The following is a 16,105-nucleotide window of genomic DNA, read 5'->3' as shown; positions in this document are numbered from 1 at the left end:
TAAATGTGACTTCTGTGGAATCCTCCTGTACCGTCGAAAGGGTGGGTCGTCCCTAGCAGGCCCACATCCGGGATGCGCCGAGCTCTGCCACTTCCCGGAGTCCGTTCTTTCTCCGAGGCAGAGACGGGGGACCCAGAGTCTCCGGGCCCAGGCCTTTTTGGCCGGCCCTTGGGGTGAAGCCGCAGCATGATGCGCGGCCGGATGACCTCATCCGAACCCGACAGCTAACTCCGCAGGCGCTGAGAGGTAATCACATGTCTGAATTTAACGATCAGACGCGCCCTTCCGCGCGTCACCGCGACGAACACAACGCACCGCTCACCAAGTCGCAGTCCGTCCTCAAGAACGCAGCCCGCCAGGGTAAGTCCGGCCACCGCATGTCCGTCGTAGCCGGTGTCGTGGCAGCTGCACTGGGCGTTGCATCGCTCGGAACCGCCGCCAACGCCGCACTGACCCTCCCCGAGGCCAGCCGCGTAGCCGGAACCCAATCCAGTGCGCAGGTCAACACCAACAAGTCGGCCGAGATCTCCGCTTCCCTGGATGCTGCCGCCGAAAAGGGTGCAGCCGACAGGGCCGCCGCGGATAAGGCAGCTGCTGACAAGGCTGCCGCCGAGAAGGCTGCCGCTGACCAGGCCGCCGCCGAAAAGGCTGCCGCAGACCAGGCTGCCGCCCAGGCCGCAGCTGAGAAGGCTGCTGCTGACGCTGCTGCCAAGCAAGCCGCCGACGCCGCTGCTGCCGCCGCCGCCGCGGAAGCCGCAGCTGCTGCTGCCGCCCCCAAGGCCGTGGACGACCCCGCTGCTGCCAAGGCGTACGCACTGAGCATCCTTGGCAACTACGGCTGGGGCCCGGGCGAAATGACTGCCCTGAACACGCTGTGGGAGAAGGAATCGAACTGGAAGACCACGGCGATGAACGCTTCCAGCGGCGCCTACGGCATCGTCCAGTCCCTGCCTGCTTCCAAGATGGCTACCGTTGGTCCTGACTGGGAAACCAACTACCAGACCCAGATCAAGTGGGGCCTGAACTACATCAAGGAGCGCTACGGATCCCCGTCCGCCGCTCTGGGCTTCCACTTGGCCAACAACTGGTACTAAGCCAGACTGCTTGATTGCCGCGCCCGTTGCTGCCGTTCGCACCAGTACCCACTGGAGCGGATGGCGGGAACGGGCGCGGCTTTTTCCGTTTCACAGGTGCGTACCGAAAAACGCTATGCCTCCGGTTCGGCCTCCACCGCACCCCGCACGGCTGCGATGGACGCGGCGACATCCCCGGCGTCCGTAGTCCAATTGCTCACCGAAATCCGTAAGATCTCGCGGCCACGCCACGACGAACCGGACATCCAGACCGCGCCCTCTGCCATGAGCCGCTGGGTGATCCGGTGCGTACGGTCATCGCTTCCGAAACTCACCGAGACCTGCGTGAACACGACGTCGTTGAGCACCTCCACGCCAGGGATCGAGGACAGTCCGTCAGCCAAAGCACGGGCATTTGCTGCCAGGCGCTCAACCATGGAAATCACGCCATCCCGGCCGAGCTGCCTGAGTGCGGCCCAGACCGGAATGCCCCGGGCGCGGCGGGACATCTCCGGAACTTTCTCGAAAGGATCCCCAGGCCCGGCATCAGTGGCAATGAGGTAACTCGTGTGAACGCTGAAGGCACGCCTCAGGGCTTCCGGGCGTGCCACTATTGCCAGGCCACAGTCGTAAGGGACATTCAGGGTCTTGTGGGCATCCGTTGCCCACGAATCTGCGTCTTCCACACCCGCCAGCCGGCCTCGCAGCTTCGGGCTCACAGCGGCCCACAAACCAAAGGCACCATCAACGTGCACCCACGCGCCGCGATCGTGTGCCACAGCTATGGCTTCCTCCATGGGATCAAATGCCCCGGAGTGGAGGTTGCCGGCTTGCAGGCAGACCAACGATGGCCCCGGTTGCTGATCCATTGCATCAGCAAGGGCGTCGGGGAAGATCCGGCCCTCGTCGTCGGCGTCTACCGGAACACAGGCGCCCAAACCGAGGTATCGCAACGCCAGATCCACTGCGGCATGCCGTTCCCGGCCGGCAAAGGTTGTGATGCGCGGTGCGCCGCTGAGGCCGAGCGCTTCGAGGTCCCATCCGGCCTCGTCCATCAGGTATTGGCGGCCCGCTGCCAACCCCACGAAGTTAGCGGTTGTGGCACCCGTGGTGAATCCGACGTCGGCAGTCGCGGGCAGGTGCAGGAGGTCCAAAAGCCAGGCGGCGGCCGATTCCTCGATGGCAGCGGCGGCGGGAGTGGCGAATCGGAGCCCGGTGTTTTGGTCCCAGGCAGAGACGAGCCAATCGGCAGCCATGGCGGCAGGCAAAGTTCCGCCCATGACCCACCCGAAAAACCGTCCGGACTGGATTGCCATCAAGCCGGGCTCAGCCAGCGCGGCGAGCTCGTCCACTACCTCCGCGGCATCGGTTGCTCCGTCGGGGAGACGCGGCAGGATGCTCTTGGCCACCTGGTCGGCGTCGGATGAAGGGCGGACAGAACGGGTGGGAACCGACGCAAGCCACTCACCGGCGTGGACCATGGCCCGCTCCAATGCAGCACCGTACGCCTCCGGCATCGCAGACATGGGCACAGCCTACGCCCGGTTCACCGCTTGGAACAGACCGCGCAGAAAGGGCTAAAGGGTCAGCGTCAGGAGGTGACCGCCGTCGTCGTCCTTCACTGCGGTGACGGTGACCGCCGAGTAGTCCGGGATCCGCCACATGCCCGGCTCCAGCTCCGCATTGTGCCTGGCAGCGGCCTTGCCCACCACAACGGTCCGCATCCCCGCCGCACGCGCGGCGGCGATACCGGCAGGGGCGTCTTCGAAAACCACGACGTCGGCCGGGTCGGCTCCCAGGAGCGCCGCCGCCTTCAGGTACCCCTCAGGGTGCGGCTTACCGCGGGTGACGGACTCAGCAGTGACCGTGGTGGACGGCATGGCGAGCCCGGCCGCCTGCATGCGGATATCGGCAAGGATCCGGTCTGCGGAGGTGACCAACGCGATGGCGTCATCGGGCAGCCGCGCCAGCAGGGCTTCTGCTCCGGGAAGCGCAATGACGCCATCGGTCCGGGAGCGTTCCATCTCGCCGAGCTCGGCCGTCAGTGCCTCGAAATCAGCGCCAGCGGGAGCATACCGGCGAACAGTATCGCCGGCCTGGACGCCGTGGGAAGTGCGCAGGATCTCGTTGAAATCCAAGCCGTAGCGCTCGGCGAACTCGAGCCAGACTTGCTCAACGATCGCCGTTGAATCCACCAGTGTGCCGTCCATGTCGAAGAGGACGGCGCGGACGTTCAGCACTGATGGTTGGGAGGCGGGTTCGGCAGGATGGCTCATGGTTCCATCCTGCCGCACACTCATGCGGTGGTGCTGAAGTGTGACTTAGCCGTTCGGCCGCTGCGGAAGGTACTGCACCGCCCACTTGTTGCCGTCGGGGTCTGCGAAGTAAACGAAGTGGCCCCAATCCTGAACGTCAATATCGCTGACGTCCACGCCGTTGGCCTTGAGCTGCTCATGCGCCTTGTTGATGTCCGCCACCACCACTTGGAGGCTTGGCGCTGTCCCGGGAGGGGCATCGCTGAGGCCCTCCCCGATGGCGATGGAACACGCCGAACCCGGCGGTGTCAGCTGCACGAAACGGATGCCGTCCATGGGACGCTCATCGAAATCGGCGTTGAAACCAACCTTGTTGACGTAGAAATCCTTCGCGCGGTCGACGTCGGACACCGGGACAAACACCAGTTCAAGTTTCCAGTCCATGCGCCACAGGCTAACGGGGCGCGTGGGAAACCGGTAGGGGGCTCCCTAAACTGCGACGCCGTAGAGGCGGTCGCCGGCGTCGCCCAGGCCTGGCACGATGTAGGACTTTTCGTTGAGCTTTTCGTCAATCGAGGCCAGGACGATTTTCACGTTGGCGTCAGAGAGCTCTTCTTCCAGCTTGGACAGCCCCTCCGGAGCAGCAAGCAGGCAGATGCAGGTAACGTCCGAGGCGCCGCGCTTGAAGAGGAACTTGATGGCCTCGCGCAGGGTGCCGCCGGTGGCGAGCATGGGGTCCAGGACGAAGATCTGCCGGCCGGTGAGGTCCTCAGGGAGCCGCTCGGCGTAGGTGATGATGTCCAGGGTTTCTTCATCACGGGCCATGCCCAGGAAGCCCACCTCGGCGGTAGGGACCAGCTTGGTCATGCCCTCCAGCATGCCGAGGCCGGCGCGCAGAATCGGGACTACCAGCGGAGTGGGCTTGGTGAAAGCCGTGCCCACGGTTTTTGTCACGGGGGTCTCGATCTCGACTGGCTGCGTCTTGACCTCGCGGGTGGCTTCGTAGGCCAGGAGGGTGACGAGTTCTTCAGTGAGCTGCCGGAAGACCGGTGAAGGGGTGTTCTTATCCCGCAGAACGGTGAGCTTGTGAGCGACCAGCGGGTGGTCCACGACGAGTGTGCGCATCCCCCAAAACTATCATTGAGACATGAGCGCCACCGAGCCGTATCACGCAGAACACATGGCCTGGATGGGCCTTGCCCTGGACGAGGCCCGGTTGGCGCTGAAAACTGACGACGTACCGATCGGTGCCGTGGTGTTGGGGCCCGACGGCGGGGTGCTGGGTTCCGGACGCAACGAACGGGAAGCGCTGGGAGACCCGACGGCCCACGCGGAGGTGGTGGCTATTCGTCAGGCTGCTGCTTCGCTGCGTCAGCGCGCTCACGATGCGGGCACCGACGGTGACGGCTGGCGGCTCGAGGACTGCACTTTGGTGGTCACCCTTGAACCCTGCGCCATGTGTGCCGGGGCCATCGTCCTGGCTCGTATTCCCCGCGTCGTGTTTGGCGCGTGGGACGAGAAGGCCGGAGCGGTGGGTTCTGTGTTCGATATCCTCCGCGAGCGCAGGCTCAACCATTGGGTGGAGGTCTACGCCGGAATCCGCGAGGAGGAATGTGCGGCGCTGCTGAGGGGCTTCTTCGCAACGCACCGCGTGCCCTGACTCCCCCGCGAGTTGGCACTTAATGCCGATCCGGGTGCCCGGGATGGGCTTTTACTGTCATGTCGGTGGGCTTTGGAGGGCTTCCAGAACGGCGACGGCAGTGGTGTCCCAGCCTTGGAGATGCTCCCGGGCCGTGAGGGCTCTGCTGCGCCATCGTTCTTGGAGTGCGTGATCGGAGAGCCAGGTCCGTAGGGTGCTGGCGAGGGTGCCAGGCTCACTGAGATCCAGGGCCGCGCCCGCCCCTGCGCCACCCAGTGCTTCCACTGCGCCGGTCCCCTGCCGCACAAGCACGGGGATGCCATGAGCCAACGATTCCGTGACGGACATCCCGAAGCTTTCGGAGCGTGAAATCAGAACACTCAGGTCTGCCCTGTGCCATTGCTCTTCGAGGGCATCGCCGGTCAGCTCGCCAGTGATGCTGATTCGGTTTTCGAGACCGTAACGCTCGACGGCGGCCCTCACCTCGGCCGCATAGCTCGGATCAGCGTCGTGGGAGCCTATGAGAGCTGCGGTCCAAGCGAGATCCTGTAACCGGCTGAGCGCCTCTACCAGGAGTGTTTGGCACTTGTTGGGCAGCAACGCGGCAACCGCCACGATGTGCTGTGGTTCGGATCCTTCTGCGGGGTTTGCCCGCTCAGCACCGGGCGTAGCGACGACGATGTACGGCGTCCCATGCCTGGCTCGCAGTTCCCCGGCGGCGTGGGCGCTCGGACAAATGATCCCGGTTGCTGCAGCCAGCGCCTTCGCCTCAAGGTCATGGTGGTCCGCCAACGCCATGTGCGACAGAATCCAGACCTTCGTCCCGACATTGGCCGCGGCGGCGATCTCGTCCGGCGCCCCACTCGCTACCAAGCCGTCGGCAATCACTGTTGTGCCGCCGTCGAGCATGTCAGCGAACCGCTGCCGGTCCGCCGGGCTCCCAACGGGCCAGTCGCCGTCGACCGTCACTGTCTCAACGTTCACGCCGAGGGCACTCAAATGCTCCGCGAGCTTGGCGTTGTACTTGTTGCCGCCGGAACCGTGCCGGACGTTCCCAGGGACCAGGAAGCGGATGTGCACTTACTTGACCGGAAGCTCCAGCGAGTAACCCGCCCAGGCGTCAGGGTTCTCGCGGAGGACGACGTCAATGCCAGTGAGGGCCGGACCGTCCGCCGTGTCCTGGATTTGGGCGGCCATGGCATCGGCGATGTGCTTCGCGAGAGCCTCCGTGGTGGAGAGCTTGCCCTTGAAAGCGGGGTGTTCGTCGAGGTTCTTGTAGTTCAGGTCGGCGAGCACTTCCTCAAGGATGCCGCCAGCGGCACCTATGTCCAGGACGATTGCGTCGTCGTTGAGGTTGGGCCGCCGGAAGGTGACTTCAGCAACGAACGTGGCACCGTGGAGGCCCTGGGCTGGCCCAAACGCTTCGCGGGGAAGGCTGTGGGCGACCATGAAGTGGCGTCGGACGGTCAGGCTGAACATGAATTAATCCTCCGGGTTGGGGTACGCGACCACATGGCAGAAACCGCCGGGCCGTTCGAACAATTTTGTGAGTGTGGTGGGCAGGTTCCTGAACAGGCATTCGCTGGTCAGGAACGTGTCGAACAGCGGATCCCTTAATTCGAGTGCCGCCCGTTCCAAGCGCTGGGCGTTGGTTCGCCGGTGCCGTCTGGGCAGGGCGACAGCACCCACTTGGCTGGAACGGATGTTCAGCCTGCGGGCATGGAAGTCCTCGCCGAGTGGCAGGGTGACTTCTTTGTCGGCAAACCAGGAAAGTTCAATGACATCGGAGTCGTCGCCGGCCAGCTGGAGGCTCAACTTGAGGCCCTCATTGGAGGCGGAGCAGTGGAAGACGATGTCATTGTCGTCCTTCGCTTCCTCGGGCTCGGCGAATTCGATGCTGAGCTTTTCGGCGAGGTTTCGCTTCTCCGGATCCGCGTCAACCAGTTGCAGTCGACCGAGCGGATAGTTCCGCAGGAGCGTCGCCAGAACACCACCCACCAAACCGCCACCGACGACGGCGACGCGGTCGCCCAGCCTTGGTCCGGCTTCCCAAAGGGCATTGATGGCCACCTCAACGATGCCGGTGAGCACAGCCCGACGTGCTGGTACGTCCTCCGGGATTGCGGTGAGTTGGCTGGTGGAGATCACATAGTAGTCCTGGTGCGGGTGCAGGCTGAAGACCGTTTTTCCCCGCCATTCGTCCGGGCCTTCTTCAACAATGCCGACGTTCAGGTAGCCGTATTTGACGGGTCCCGGGAAGTCGCCTTCCTGGTGCGGGGCCTGCATCAGGTCAGCCACTCGCTCCGGAACGCGGCCCTCGTGGACAACACGCTCAGTGCCGCGACTGACACCCGAATACAGGGTCCTGACCAGGGCTTCTCCTTCTTGCCTTGCCGGCAGGGCCTCTGGGCGCAGCTCGCCATCGCCCGTCTCTGTGACCCAATAGGCCTGGGCTTCGTGTTCTTGTTCATGCGAGATAGTCATGGTGCTTACGAATCTATCGGTGGGGGGCTGCTGACGGAAGTTGGCTGTGTTTTGCTTGTTCCTCGCGCGGCTCCACACGCCCTCGTTTTGGGGAACGGGGCTCAACTCCGGTACCCTATTTCAGTTGGTGACGTGTCCGAGCGGCCGAAGGTGCAACACTCGAAATGTTGTTTGGTGTAAAAGCCAACGTGGGTTCAAATCCCACCGTCACCGCCAATGAGAAAGGCCCTGCTTCCCTTTGTTTTATGAGGGAAGCAGGGCCTTTTGCTTTGCCGTAATCAGGTCCAGCAGCCAGTCGGCAAACGCCACTCCTAATGCCGGGCGTGAGTAGCGCATTGACTGCGAGCGACACGACCAGAGACGCGCTCTCCGCACCCCAGCCTTGATTTCCTCGTCACGGTTTACCGCTCTGTCCCGCCACTCGCAACGGGGATCAGGGAGCCGAAGTGTACATGCTTTTTTGGATATGAGAGTGTCATATCAAAAGTTAGTCAATTCCATTGACTAACCCAGTAAAGCTCTCCTAGCCTTCCTCAGAAGGGTTTCATGGCTTTCGTCAACGGGTAGGAGCGACATGATAGGCGTGAGGGACCACACCGGCTTAAAGCGAGAGCTGGTGCAACGGCAGTTCTTCCCGTCTATGTGGATTCGCACACCGCCCCTTACTGTTCGTCACGCCGTCGGCATCATGCCTGGCCCGCGAAGTGGACGGAGACTCACTGGTGATTCCTGAATCCGCGGTACAGAGGGAATATGAGAACCGCTACGGTGATCAAGTCGAGGTACCCGTTGCGGTGCAGCACACCGTAAGCCAATTGCTCAATGATGCCTGTAGTGACATCACGCCCTTTGACTTGGGGCCCAAAGCTGACGACCCGCCATTGGCACGACGTCGACGATGGGGTGTGCACCTGCAGTTGGCTCCCCTCGTTGACGATTCCACGTGGGGAATCGGCGACTACGGATCTCTCGTTCGTCTGGGACAGGAGGTGGTCACGCATGGCGCCGACTTCGTGGCCATCGGCCCTACCAACTGGGAGTCGATACTTCCTGATGGTGGACTTGATCCTTCTCCCTACTCACCGGTGAGTCGCCTGCTGTATAGCCTGCTGCATGTTGAGGTGACGACCGTGGCCGGATGGTCCTCAATCCCGCCAGCTGACCGCAAGGAGCTATGCCGCCGCGGTGCTCAACTAAATGCAGGCTCCGCGGCAAGTCGCGATGACTTGGATGTATTGAAACTCAAGGCCGAGGCATTGCGACTCATCTTTGCGCATTACGAGCCCCCGGTATCCGGGATTGATCCACACTCATCGGATGGCATGCTGGCCTTCGCACTCGTGCAGTACCTACAAGAAAGAGGTGTCGCTGAACACTACTTCGGCACGCTTGACGAAAAGCAACACGTCGAATTCCTGGTTTGGTTACAGCACGTTGTCCTGGGTCAACTCACTGCTGCTCACGAGGAGCTCCGCGCGGCCGGCATGGATATCGGAATTATTGCAGATCTTCAGGTTGGTGCCTCTCAAGACGGGATCGACCACGAAGTTTTCCCTGGGTGCTATTCCCGCACATTGAGCATCGGTACCCCACCGGACGACTACGTTCCAGATGGACAGAATTGGCGACTCGCCTTTCCCGTGCCGCATGGTGATCAACACCGTCCCTGCGCTCAGACGTTGGCTTTAGCCACCGCCGTGGTACCGGTCGGGGGCGTCCGCATAGACCACGTGTTGGGAATACAACGACTATGGGCACGCCTCCCGGACGGGGCCGGGACCTACGTCCACTTCGATGTTGGGGCCCAAATGGAATCTATCCGCGAGCTCGTTGACCGGGGAAAGTTGGTGGTCGGGGAGGATCTCGGCAATGTTCCAGACGGTTTGCGCGAAGTGCTTGCTGAGAGTGGCGTGTACGGCACCGATGTAGTTTGGTGGACCCGCGGCAGCGACGGATCGCTACGGACAGGTCTCACCACCGAAGGCCGTGAGCAATCGATGTTGCTGATTGCCTTCCACGACACGAGTTCCACGGCCTGTTTCATCACCGGCGAGGATTTACGCCTACTGGACAGCATTGGTCGGTTGGGAAGGGACCTCACGCAGGCGGAGAAGCAGCGATTCAGCGACCTCGCCGAGTTTGGGGTTGGACCAAACAGTGATGTCGAGGACGCGCTGCTCTCGATCTATACTTTTGCGTTCTCCTCACGACCAGAGCTCGTCAGCATCTACTACCCAGACCTTCTTGGTCTTGATTGCACTGAGAACGTACCTGGTACCGGTCCCGAGGACCATCCAAACTGGGTGCTTACCTACGGCGATCCAGATCTGAGCATTGAAGAGCAACTAGGCGGAAAGTTGGCCCGTCAGCTGCTCGCCCTCAAACGATGAAGATTCGCGACCGCGGCTTTGTGCCCTTGGTGATCACGCAGGCTGCGTCGAACGTCTGCACCAGCACGAACACGTTTATTGTCATCTGGCTCTTGAGCACGCCCTCGCTACCCACTCTCCTCCTCGGAGTGAATCAAGGCGTATTCCTGGCCACACTCATGCTCGGCACCCGTCTCAATCCGTTGGTCGTCAACTGGCTCGGACTGCGGCGCAGCACTCTCTTGTTGCTCCTGGTCGAGGGGATCGGATTGGCAGGCCTTGGAGTTTGGATCGCCGGGCAGGCAACGCCCGAACCCAGCTTTCAGGATGGTGTCGGCATTGTGGTGCTCGCCGGTATCACCACTTTTGCGGGCGGCCTGAACGGGCCATCTTGGGTCACAATTGTGGCCCGGTGGGGAGGCGACCCGGCAGGACGATCACGGCGTCTGATGGCCGACAGCGCGGCGTTCCAGTTCGCGGCGGCTGTCGGGCCCCTGGTCGGCTCAATCTTCGTCAGCAGCGCTTCACTCCTCTGGTTGCTGCCATGCCTAAACATGGCAACGAATGCGGCGGCGGCCGCCGTCGTCGGGTGGGGTACACGACGGTACCCCCTTACCGCGGCCAAGTTGCCGGAGGAATCACACTGCGCCGAGGCCAGCCCCGCGCGAGCCAACGCAGACGACTCTTGGAAACCGAACCAAGGAGGTTTGCTGATAAGTGTTCGGTCGCTGCCGCTGATCACTTTGCTCGTACTTGCCGCATTTGCCGATCCATTACGAACCGTCTTACCTCTAATTGTGCGGGAGGCGGGGGGCGCGGCGGGGACCCTCGCTTCTACGTCGGCTGCGCTGGCGGTGGCCGCCGCTCTGGCAACGGCGCTTGCCTCTGATAGCGCCTGGGCGATCCGGATAAGCGATTGGATGCGGGCTGGCGGAACCTTCTTAGTACTCAGTCTCGGTGCGTTGGCATGGCTGCTCGGGGGCAGCATCGTCGATTTCGTCGCGGGAGCACTTCTGCTCGGGCTAGGGTCTGCCACGCTCTACGGTCAGCTTATGGCCGCCGCTTCCGAGGCCGACCAAGCCGAGGGCCGGGAGACGCGCTATGTTGCCGACGCCATCTTGCTCCGAGCTCTGGTCTCATCTCTCTTCGCATTCATACTTACCAGCGGTTGGGGGGACACGGCACGCGTGGCCGTCATCGTCGGAGCCTCAGCGCTGTCTGTGGTGGGCGTCTACGCCGTTGGTCGGAGCATTCAACGGAGGCTCACCTCATGATTCTCACCGCTAAAGAGATCCGCACCCAAGTAGAGGGAGGCAATATCACTATCTCCCCCTTCGAATCTGCGATGCTCAACCCGAACAGCTACAACTACCACCTAGGCCCTACATTGCGCGTCTACCCGCCGGGTGTTCACGACTCCCTGCGTCCGCCGTCGCCCGAGGAAGTCGTCATTCCTGCAGAAGGTCTGGTTCTACAGCCGCGGCAGCTCTACATTGGCAACACCGTAGAACGCATCGGGAGTTCTTGTTACGTCCCTTCACTGATCGGTCGATCCAGCCTTGGCCGACTTGGGATGTATCTGCAACTCTCTGCAGACCTGGGCAACCTAGGCGCGTCACACCAGTGGACTCTCGAGATCACCGTCGTTCAACCTCTGCGTGTGTATCCAGGGATGGCGTGTGGGCAGGTCTCGTTCTGGGTTCCACTCGGAGAAGTGTCCCTGTACGAGGGACTTCTAGGGACGTTGTCCCCGCCCACTGTGCCCTCGGCCACCACGATGAGGAAGGCGTTCGACCGATGATTCTCACAGGACCTGCGATCGAGCAGGAAGTACGCGACGGGACGATTCGAATTGCGCCCTTTGCGGCGAACCAAGTCAATCCCAACAGCTACGACTTGCGATTGGCACCTCAGCTCCTCGTGTATCGCGACCGACTGCTCGATGTTGCGCAGGATAACCCGGTGGACAAGATCACAATCGGCCCTGATGGCGTGGTCCTGCAGCCGGACCGCATCTACCTGGGTGGCAGCATCGAGCACGTCGGCAGCGACCATTACGTGCCGATAGTACGAGCAAAATCAAGCATCGCTCGCCTTGGCCTGTTCGTCCACGTGACAGCTGATCTGATCGACCTGGGATCGCACGGTCCTACCACCTTTCAACTGCACTCGGTTCTGCCGCTGCGCGTGTACCCCCACATGCGGATTGCACAAGTCACCTATTGGGTCCCGAGAGGAAGGATCGAACTTTACGACGGCAAATACAGCCTTGCCAAAGCGCCGATGGCCTCACAGGCCTACCGCGATTTCACCACAACAGGAACCGAGGAGAACACCGTTGATGACAAATCAAACCGTTGACAATGAGGAACGTGCCCGTTACTGGATGTCTGTGCTGGGAGATGACTACCTCCGCAGCCATTTCAGCACCGATCAACCACTGGCGATCCAGCAGTTGACGCATAATCGCTACCGAACCAACCCCCGTACCCTTGTGGACCATACCTTGGCCTGTCTTGATCTCGACGGTACTGAGGCGGTCCTCGACGTCGGGTGCGGCAACGGATTTGTCTTGCGGGATGTCGCGTCGCGAATGCGCTATCCCGGGAGTATCACAGCTATAGACCAGTCGGCGGAGATCCTCAACGTCGCGAAGGAGAATGTGAACTTCACTTGGGTTCCGGTGGATTACATCAATGGCGACGCCCGGCAATTGGATACCCTGATCGAGACGCAGTTCGACTGCGTCATGGCCAATTTCCTCTTTCACTACATTGATAACCCGGCTCAGATGGTGAGCCAGTTGCGAAGGGCCACCGCCGAGGACGGGCTGACCGTAGTGACTGTTGAGGGTCTGGACTCGATGCCCGAAATGTACCAGCTGCATGAAGAGGCGATGCAGGCGGTGGGCATTCCCGCAGACGTTATCGAGCGTGCGCCGAAAGGCCGACGCGGCACCCTGTCACCGCATAACGGCAGGGCCATACTGGAGCAGGAGTTTCCCCACGTGGCTGAGCACCCCTATGAGGACTGGTTACGCTTCGACGAAGCACGGCCCTTCATGGAGTTCTATGCCTCGGGTCACCGGTACGCAGGTTTGGAGAAGGTCGCCGGGGATAGCGTCAGCGAGGAGCAGTTCACAGCACTGTTCCTCGACGTGCAACGGCGGGTCGAGGAGATTATCGACCAGCAGGGGTTCTTTCGGTTGTCCAAGGTGAACGTCGTATTCGTGGCCCGGGCCTCATGACCGCAAGAGTTGCTCTGGTAGGGCGGCCGGGAGCGGGAAAAACCTCTTTGGCCGCCGCTTTGAAGGCAACGGATGGTCACTGGTTGCAGCTCAGTATGGCGAGACCGCTCTATGCCGCACAGGCTGCGCTTTTCGATCGGATGGGTGTTCCTCATCACGAGCTCGGACAGGACGGTGAGCTGCTGTCCTTCCTGGGCGGGCACATCCGTCAGCGCGATCCACAGGCACTAACGCGGCGGGTGATTGAACGAGCGGACTGGTTACAGGCACTCTCGAGCGAACGATCGGTTGTCATAAGCGATGCCCGACCTGTGGACTTGGATGAGTTGCGCGACGCCGGCTTCACCGTAGTGCTGGTGCGGGCACCAGAAGAACTTAGGCTTGCCCGCTTGCAGGCCCGTGATGATCTAACGGAGAATCCGGACTCGGCGGGCGTGGAGCTCAAAGCTCAGGAAACTATCGTCGACCTCTATGTGGACACTGCTGGATCGCTCGCAGATCTCGAGGCCAGCGCCGAGACTCTGCTGAGAGACTTGCCCGCTGCTCCGTATCCGGCTCAGGCCGGGGCGGTAGCGCTGAAAGAGCTCGGACGAACTCTCTACAGAGAGGCGAGCGCGGCAATCACGGGTGTTTACCGGCCATCGCGGCATCAACTCGGATGCGCGATGCTCGGCGATGACGGGGAGTTGGCCACCGGCGTTCACGTAGAGGCTGAGGTGGGTCGTGCATCGACTTGTGCCGAGAATGGTGCACTGGCACAAACCATTGCCCGTGGGGCCAAACCCGTCGCCATGATGACGGTGCGTCATCCTCGTCCGGAGGAGACCCGCGATGTGGAGATCATGCCGCCCTGCGGCCTCTGTCGCGAGCTGCTTTGTGGTTATGGGCCTGACGCCATGGTCTGGTTGCCCTCTGGACAGGTCCGTCTGAGAGATCTACTTCTGCACAGGTACATCGGAACGAAATGGAGAAATCATGGTTGAGCAGCTAGTACTCACCAACGTCTATGCGCTGGTTCGCGACCGCCACAACCCAAGTCGCATCCTGCTGCAGCAACGGTGGAAGCCCGAATCAGATCCGGTAAACAGCGGACGTTGGGAGTTGCCGGGCGGTAAATGGCGCGCCTTCGAGCCTTTGGCCGCATGCGCCGAGCGTGAGGTGGAGGAAGAAACCGGCCTCAGCGAGGTGGAGGTGCAGGTCAGCCAGACCGACCACGAGCTGCTGGGGGACAGAGTACAGGTCAGCGAAGCGATTCAGCTGGTACAGATGCTCCAGGGGCCGTATCCCTCACTCCTGGCGATTGTGGACGTCCTGGCCTCCGGGTTGCCCCACTCGACTGGCGACGGATCTCGTGAAGTGCAATGGATCGATCAGGAAGCGCTGATAGAGATGATGCAGAATGAGCCTCACACGTTTACAGCGCTCAGCTTCGCAGCCCTTCAGCACCGGCTCTTGGCGCAATGACGGTTGGCTCTGCCTGGCTGGGGCGTGTTTCGGCGGCGGACGTAGCCGACTTGGCGTACGTGCAGGCTTGGTCACCCAAGCAGCGCGGTGTCACCGCAGAGATTGCCGGGGAGCTTGCGTTCTTCGGTCGACAGGCTCCTCAGCGTCGTAGTGTTTTGGGGTGGACCAGCGCACGGGACACTGCCCTGGTTGAAATCAACGATTCGACCTGGATTGCTCCCCAGGTCCGTCTGCGACAACAACTGCTTTCGGCTGCCGCCGGAGGCGATCTCCTGGAGGAAGGTGGTGTACCAACAAGCAACGTTCCCAATATTGCTGCCGTCACAGCATCGCTGGTCGCCCAGCGCCGCTGGGCGCTTGTACCATCGGGGCGCCATGATTTTCGGAGTCCGGACAGGCGGGATCCGGAGGTCTCCTGCGCGGTGCCTGTCAGTAGTCGGCTGGGGCGGATTTCGGAGTTCGGGGCCAGCTACGGCCTGTGCTTCAACAGCGGCTACTACATCTGGCTGGAGGAAGAGTTCGCCGACGGATTTGCCAGTAGCGGCGACCCGATCGGACTGGAGGTGGTTGACGGCGTGATTACGTCGCCGCCCACGGCCTCACGCTCGGCGCTGCTGAGGGTGCTGGATGCCTCCGGCAGGGACAAAATGATCATAAGTCAGGTGGACGTGTGTGACCTCACCATCACCCTCCCCGGGGGACTTGTCATCCACGGCGAAAGGGCTGCCTGCCGGTGTGTTCGTTCAGTTGACTGCCTCGCCGCCGCTGCAGGCGAGGTTCACATCCTTACACGGGCACGGGGTGCTGACGCCGCCGTCCCAGTGCCCCCGGGTTTCGTCGGGCTGACACTGTACGGGCGCCAAGTGGTCCAGATTAGTCGCCAGAGCTCACCCTGCCCCGCCAATGGGCTCGTCCTTCTCGTTCCAGTTCCATCTGCCAAGCGTTTGTTTGAGGAGGTTGGAGACAGTGCTTGGGTAATTTATGACCTCGAACTGGCTGGTTCCCGCGTCTTATCAGGTACTCAAGTGGGGCCCACCGTGCTTCGCGGCTCTGAACCCATCGACGTCGCCCGTGAGGTTGCCGACGGGCACGAGGTGTACCGCCCGACAGAGGAGTTCGGCCACGAGGCTGTACCGCCAGTGGCTCTGACAGTTGAGAAGATTGTGGACGAGCCGCGTGGCAGGGCCGCCGTCGGACTTACTCCTGCGGGAGACGTGTGCGTGCTCGTTGCCGAGGGCTGTGAGCCTCGCTCCATCGAGCCTGGTTTTGACATCTTGGGCGCAACCTCAGCGGATATGACTACGGCACTCCTCGAAGCGGGGTGTTGCGACGCCGTTTTGCTCGACAGCGGCGGAGCGGCAAACATCTCACAATTTGGACGCCTTGCCCTACCGCCTGCTGACCGTAACGATGTGGTCGGAGTGGCCTTCGAGCGCTACGTCCCCGGGGCATGGCGCCTTGCGACGTCGGCCGAATCCGGCATGTCGCGAGCTTGGTAGTTAACTGCCGTTGGACGCTGGGATGTAGCGCCATCTGGCGTGTACCGTGTGGTCCGCTGATGGCTGCATATCAGA

17 protein-coding genes, 1 tRNA gene and 1 riboswitch are annotated in these 16,105 nt (G+C 62.0%); of the genes, 11 read left to right on the top strand and 7 right to left on the bottom strand.

What is annotated here, in order from left to right:
- The first annotated feature begins 65 nt into the window (after positions 1 to 65).
- A riboswitch (cyclic di-AMP (ydaO/yuaA leader) is annotated at positions 66 to 253 on the top strand.
- 1 nt (position 254) lies between these two features.
- Positions 255 to 1,094, top strand: coding sequence for a hypothetical protein (locus tag ACNAOT_RS04295; protein WP_420180155.1), 840 nt, complete (start codon positions 255 to 257; stop codon positions 1,092 to 1,094).
- Between the two features lie 113 nt (positions 1,095 to 1,207).
- On the opposite strand, the gene ACNAOT_RS04290 is transcribed toward ACNAOT_RS04295, so the two are convergent.
- Genes ACNAOT_RS04290 through upp form a run of 4 tightly spaced genes read right to left on the bottom strand, consistent with a single transcriptional unit; the run spans position 1,208 to position 4,453 of the window.
- Positions 1,208 to 2,599 (bottom strand): pyridoxal phosphate-dependent decarboxylase family protein, encoded by a 1,392-nt coding sequence (locus ACNAOT_RS04290; protein WP_364307887.1) that lies wholly within the window; start codon positions 2,597 to 2,599, stop codon positions 1,208 to 1,210.
- A 51-nt stretch (positions 2,600 to 2,650) separates the two neighbouring features.
- A complete protein-coding gene (locus ACNAOT_RS04285) occupies positions 2,651 to 3,349 on the bottom strand; it encodes an HAD-IA family hydrolase (RefSeq protein ID WP_420180154.1) in 699 nt (232 codons plus the stop codon).
- Between the two features lie 45 nt (positions 3,350 to 3,394).
- Entirely contained in the window at positions 3,395 to 3,772 is a 378-nt protein-coding gene (locus ACNAOT_RS04280; RefSeq protein ID WP_026005392.1) for a VOC family protein, read from the bottom strand.
- A 45-nt stretch (positions 3,773 to 3,817) separates the two neighbouring features.
- Positions 3,818 to 4,453: a uracil phosphoribosyltransferase gene (gene upp / locus ACNAOT_RS04275; RefSeq protein WP_091465380.1), complete on the bottom strand. Its 636-nt coding sequence runs from the start codon at positions 4,451 to 4,453 to the stop codon at positions 3,818 to 3,820.
- A gap of 22 nt (positions 4,454 to 4,475) precedes the next feature.
- Here upp and ACNAOT_RS04270 point away from each other — a divergent pair, with 22 nt between their 5' ends.
- On the top strand, positions 4,476 to 4,988 hold the full coding sequence (locus ACNAOT_RS04270) for a nucleoside deaminase (protein ID WP_420180153.1): 513 nt from the start codon (positions 4,476 to 4,478) through the stop codon (positions 4,986 to 4,988).
- Between the two features lie 57 nt (positions 4,989 to 5,045).
- Here ACNAOT_RS04270 and ACNAOT_RS04265 read toward each other — a convergent pair whose 3' ends face one another.
- From ACNAOT_RS04265 to ACNAOT_RS04255, 3 genes are all read right to left on the bottom strand, one after another.
- Positions 5,046 to 5,876 carry a glycosyltransferase family 4 protein gene (locus ACNAOT_RS04265; RefSeq protein WP_420181120.1) on the bottom strand — a complete coding sequence of 277 codons (831 nt, stop codon included), beginning with the start codon at positions 5,874 to 5,876 and terminating at the stop codon, positions 5,046 to 5,048.
- A gap of 171 nt (positions 5,877 to 6,047) precedes the next feature.
- On the bottom strand, positions 6,048 to 6,446 hold the full coding sequence (locus ACNAOT_RS04260) for a 6-pyruvoyl trahydropterin synthase family protein (protein ID WP_309075179.1): 399 nt from the start codon (positions 6,444 to 6,446) through the stop codon (positions 6,048 to 6,050).
- Between the two features lie 3 nt (positions 6,447 to 6,449).
- A complete protein-coding gene (locus ACNAOT_RS04255; protein WP_420180152.1) occupies positions 6,450 to 7,451 on the bottom strand; it encodes a zinc-dependent alcohol dehydrogenase in 1,002 nt (333 codons plus the stop codon).
- 126 nt (positions 7,452 to 7,577) lie between these two features.
- Between ACNAOT_RS04255 and ACNAOT_RS04250 the strand changes: the two genes are divergently transcribed.
- The 9 genes from ACNAOT_RS04250 to ACNAOT_RS04210 all read left to right on the top strand — a co-directional run bounded on the left by ACNAOT_RS04250 (position 7,578) and on the right by ACNAOT_RS04210 (position 16,030).
- Positions 7,578 to 7,667: transfer RNA gene (locus ACNAOT_RS04250), tRNA-Ser, on the top strand.
- A 506-nt stretch (positions 7,668 to 8,173) separates the two neighbouring features.
- Positions 8,174 to 9,841, top strand: a complete 1,668-nt coding sequence (locus tag ACNAOT_RS04245) for a 4-alpha-glucanotransferase (RefSeq protein ID WP_420180151.1) — start codon at positions 8,174 to 8,176, stop codon at positions 9,839 to 9,841.
- Complete coding sequence (locus tag ACNAOT_RS04240; protein ID WP_420180150.1) at positions 9,838 to 11,094, top strand: hypothetical protein; 1,257 nt, start codon at positions 9,838 to 9,840, stop codon at positions 11,092 to 11,094. Before ACNAOT_RS04245 ends, ACNAOT_RS04240 begins: the two co-directional genes overlap by 4 nt.
- Positions 11,091 to 11,621, top strand: coding sequence for a dCTP deaminase (locus ACNAOT_RS04235; protein ID WP_420180149.1), 531 nt, complete (start codon positions 11,091 to 11,093; stop codon positions 11,619 to 11,621). The genes ACNAOT_RS04240 and ACNAOT_RS04235 overlap by 4 nt, the downstream gene beginning before the upstream one ends.
- On the top strand, positions 11,618 to 12,181 hold the full coding sequence (locus ACNAOT_RS04230) for a dCTP deaminase (RefSeq protein ID WP_309075174.1): 564 nt from the start codon (positions 11,618 to 11,620) through the stop codon (positions 12,179 to 12,181). Before ACNAOT_RS04235 ends, ACNAOT_RS04230 begins: the two co-directional genes overlap by 4 nt.
- Complete coding sequence (locus ACNAOT_RS04225; protein ID WP_420180148.1) at positions 12,162 to 13,067, top strand: class I SAM-dependent methyltransferase; 906 nt, start codon at positions 12,162 to 12,164, stop codon at positions 13,065 to 13,067. The genes ACNAOT_RS04230 and ACNAOT_RS04225 overlap by 20 nt, the downstream gene beginning before the upstream one ends.
- The gene (locus tag ACNAOT_RS04220; RefSeq protein WP_420180147.1) at positions 13,064 to 14,050 is read left to right on the top strand and encodes a hypothetical protein; all 987 of its coding nucleotides are present in this window, start codon (positions 13,064 to 13,066) and stop codon (positions 14,048 to 14,050) included. Before ACNAOT_RS04225 ends, ACNAOT_RS04220 begins: the two co-directional genes overlap by 4 nt.
- A complete protein-coding gene (locus ACNAOT_RS04215) occupies positions 14,043 to 14,531 on the top strand; it encodes an NUDIX hydrolase (protein ID WP_309075171.1) in 489 nt (162 codons plus the stop codon). Before ACNAOT_RS04220 ends, ACNAOT_RS04215 begins: the two co-directional genes overlap by 8 nt.
- On the top strand, positions 14,528 to 16,030 hold the full coding sequence (locus ACNAOT_RS04210; RefSeq protein WP_420180146.1) for a hypothetical protein: 1,503 nt from the start codon (positions 14,528 to 14,530) through the stop codon (positions 16,028 to 16,030). Before ACNAOT_RS04215 ends, ACNAOT_RS04210 begins: the two co-directional genes overlap by 4 nt.
- Positions 16,031 to 16,105: the final 75 nt, after the last annotated feature.

This window comes from Paenarthrobacter sp. TA1.8 (assembly GCF_048595705.1).
GTDB lineage: Bacteria > Actinomycetota > Actinomycetes > Actinomycetales > Micrococcaceae > Arthrobacter > Arthrobacter nitroguajacolicus.
Note: the sequence above shows the minus strand (reverse complement) of the source record. Positions and strands in the feature narration are given on the sequence as shown.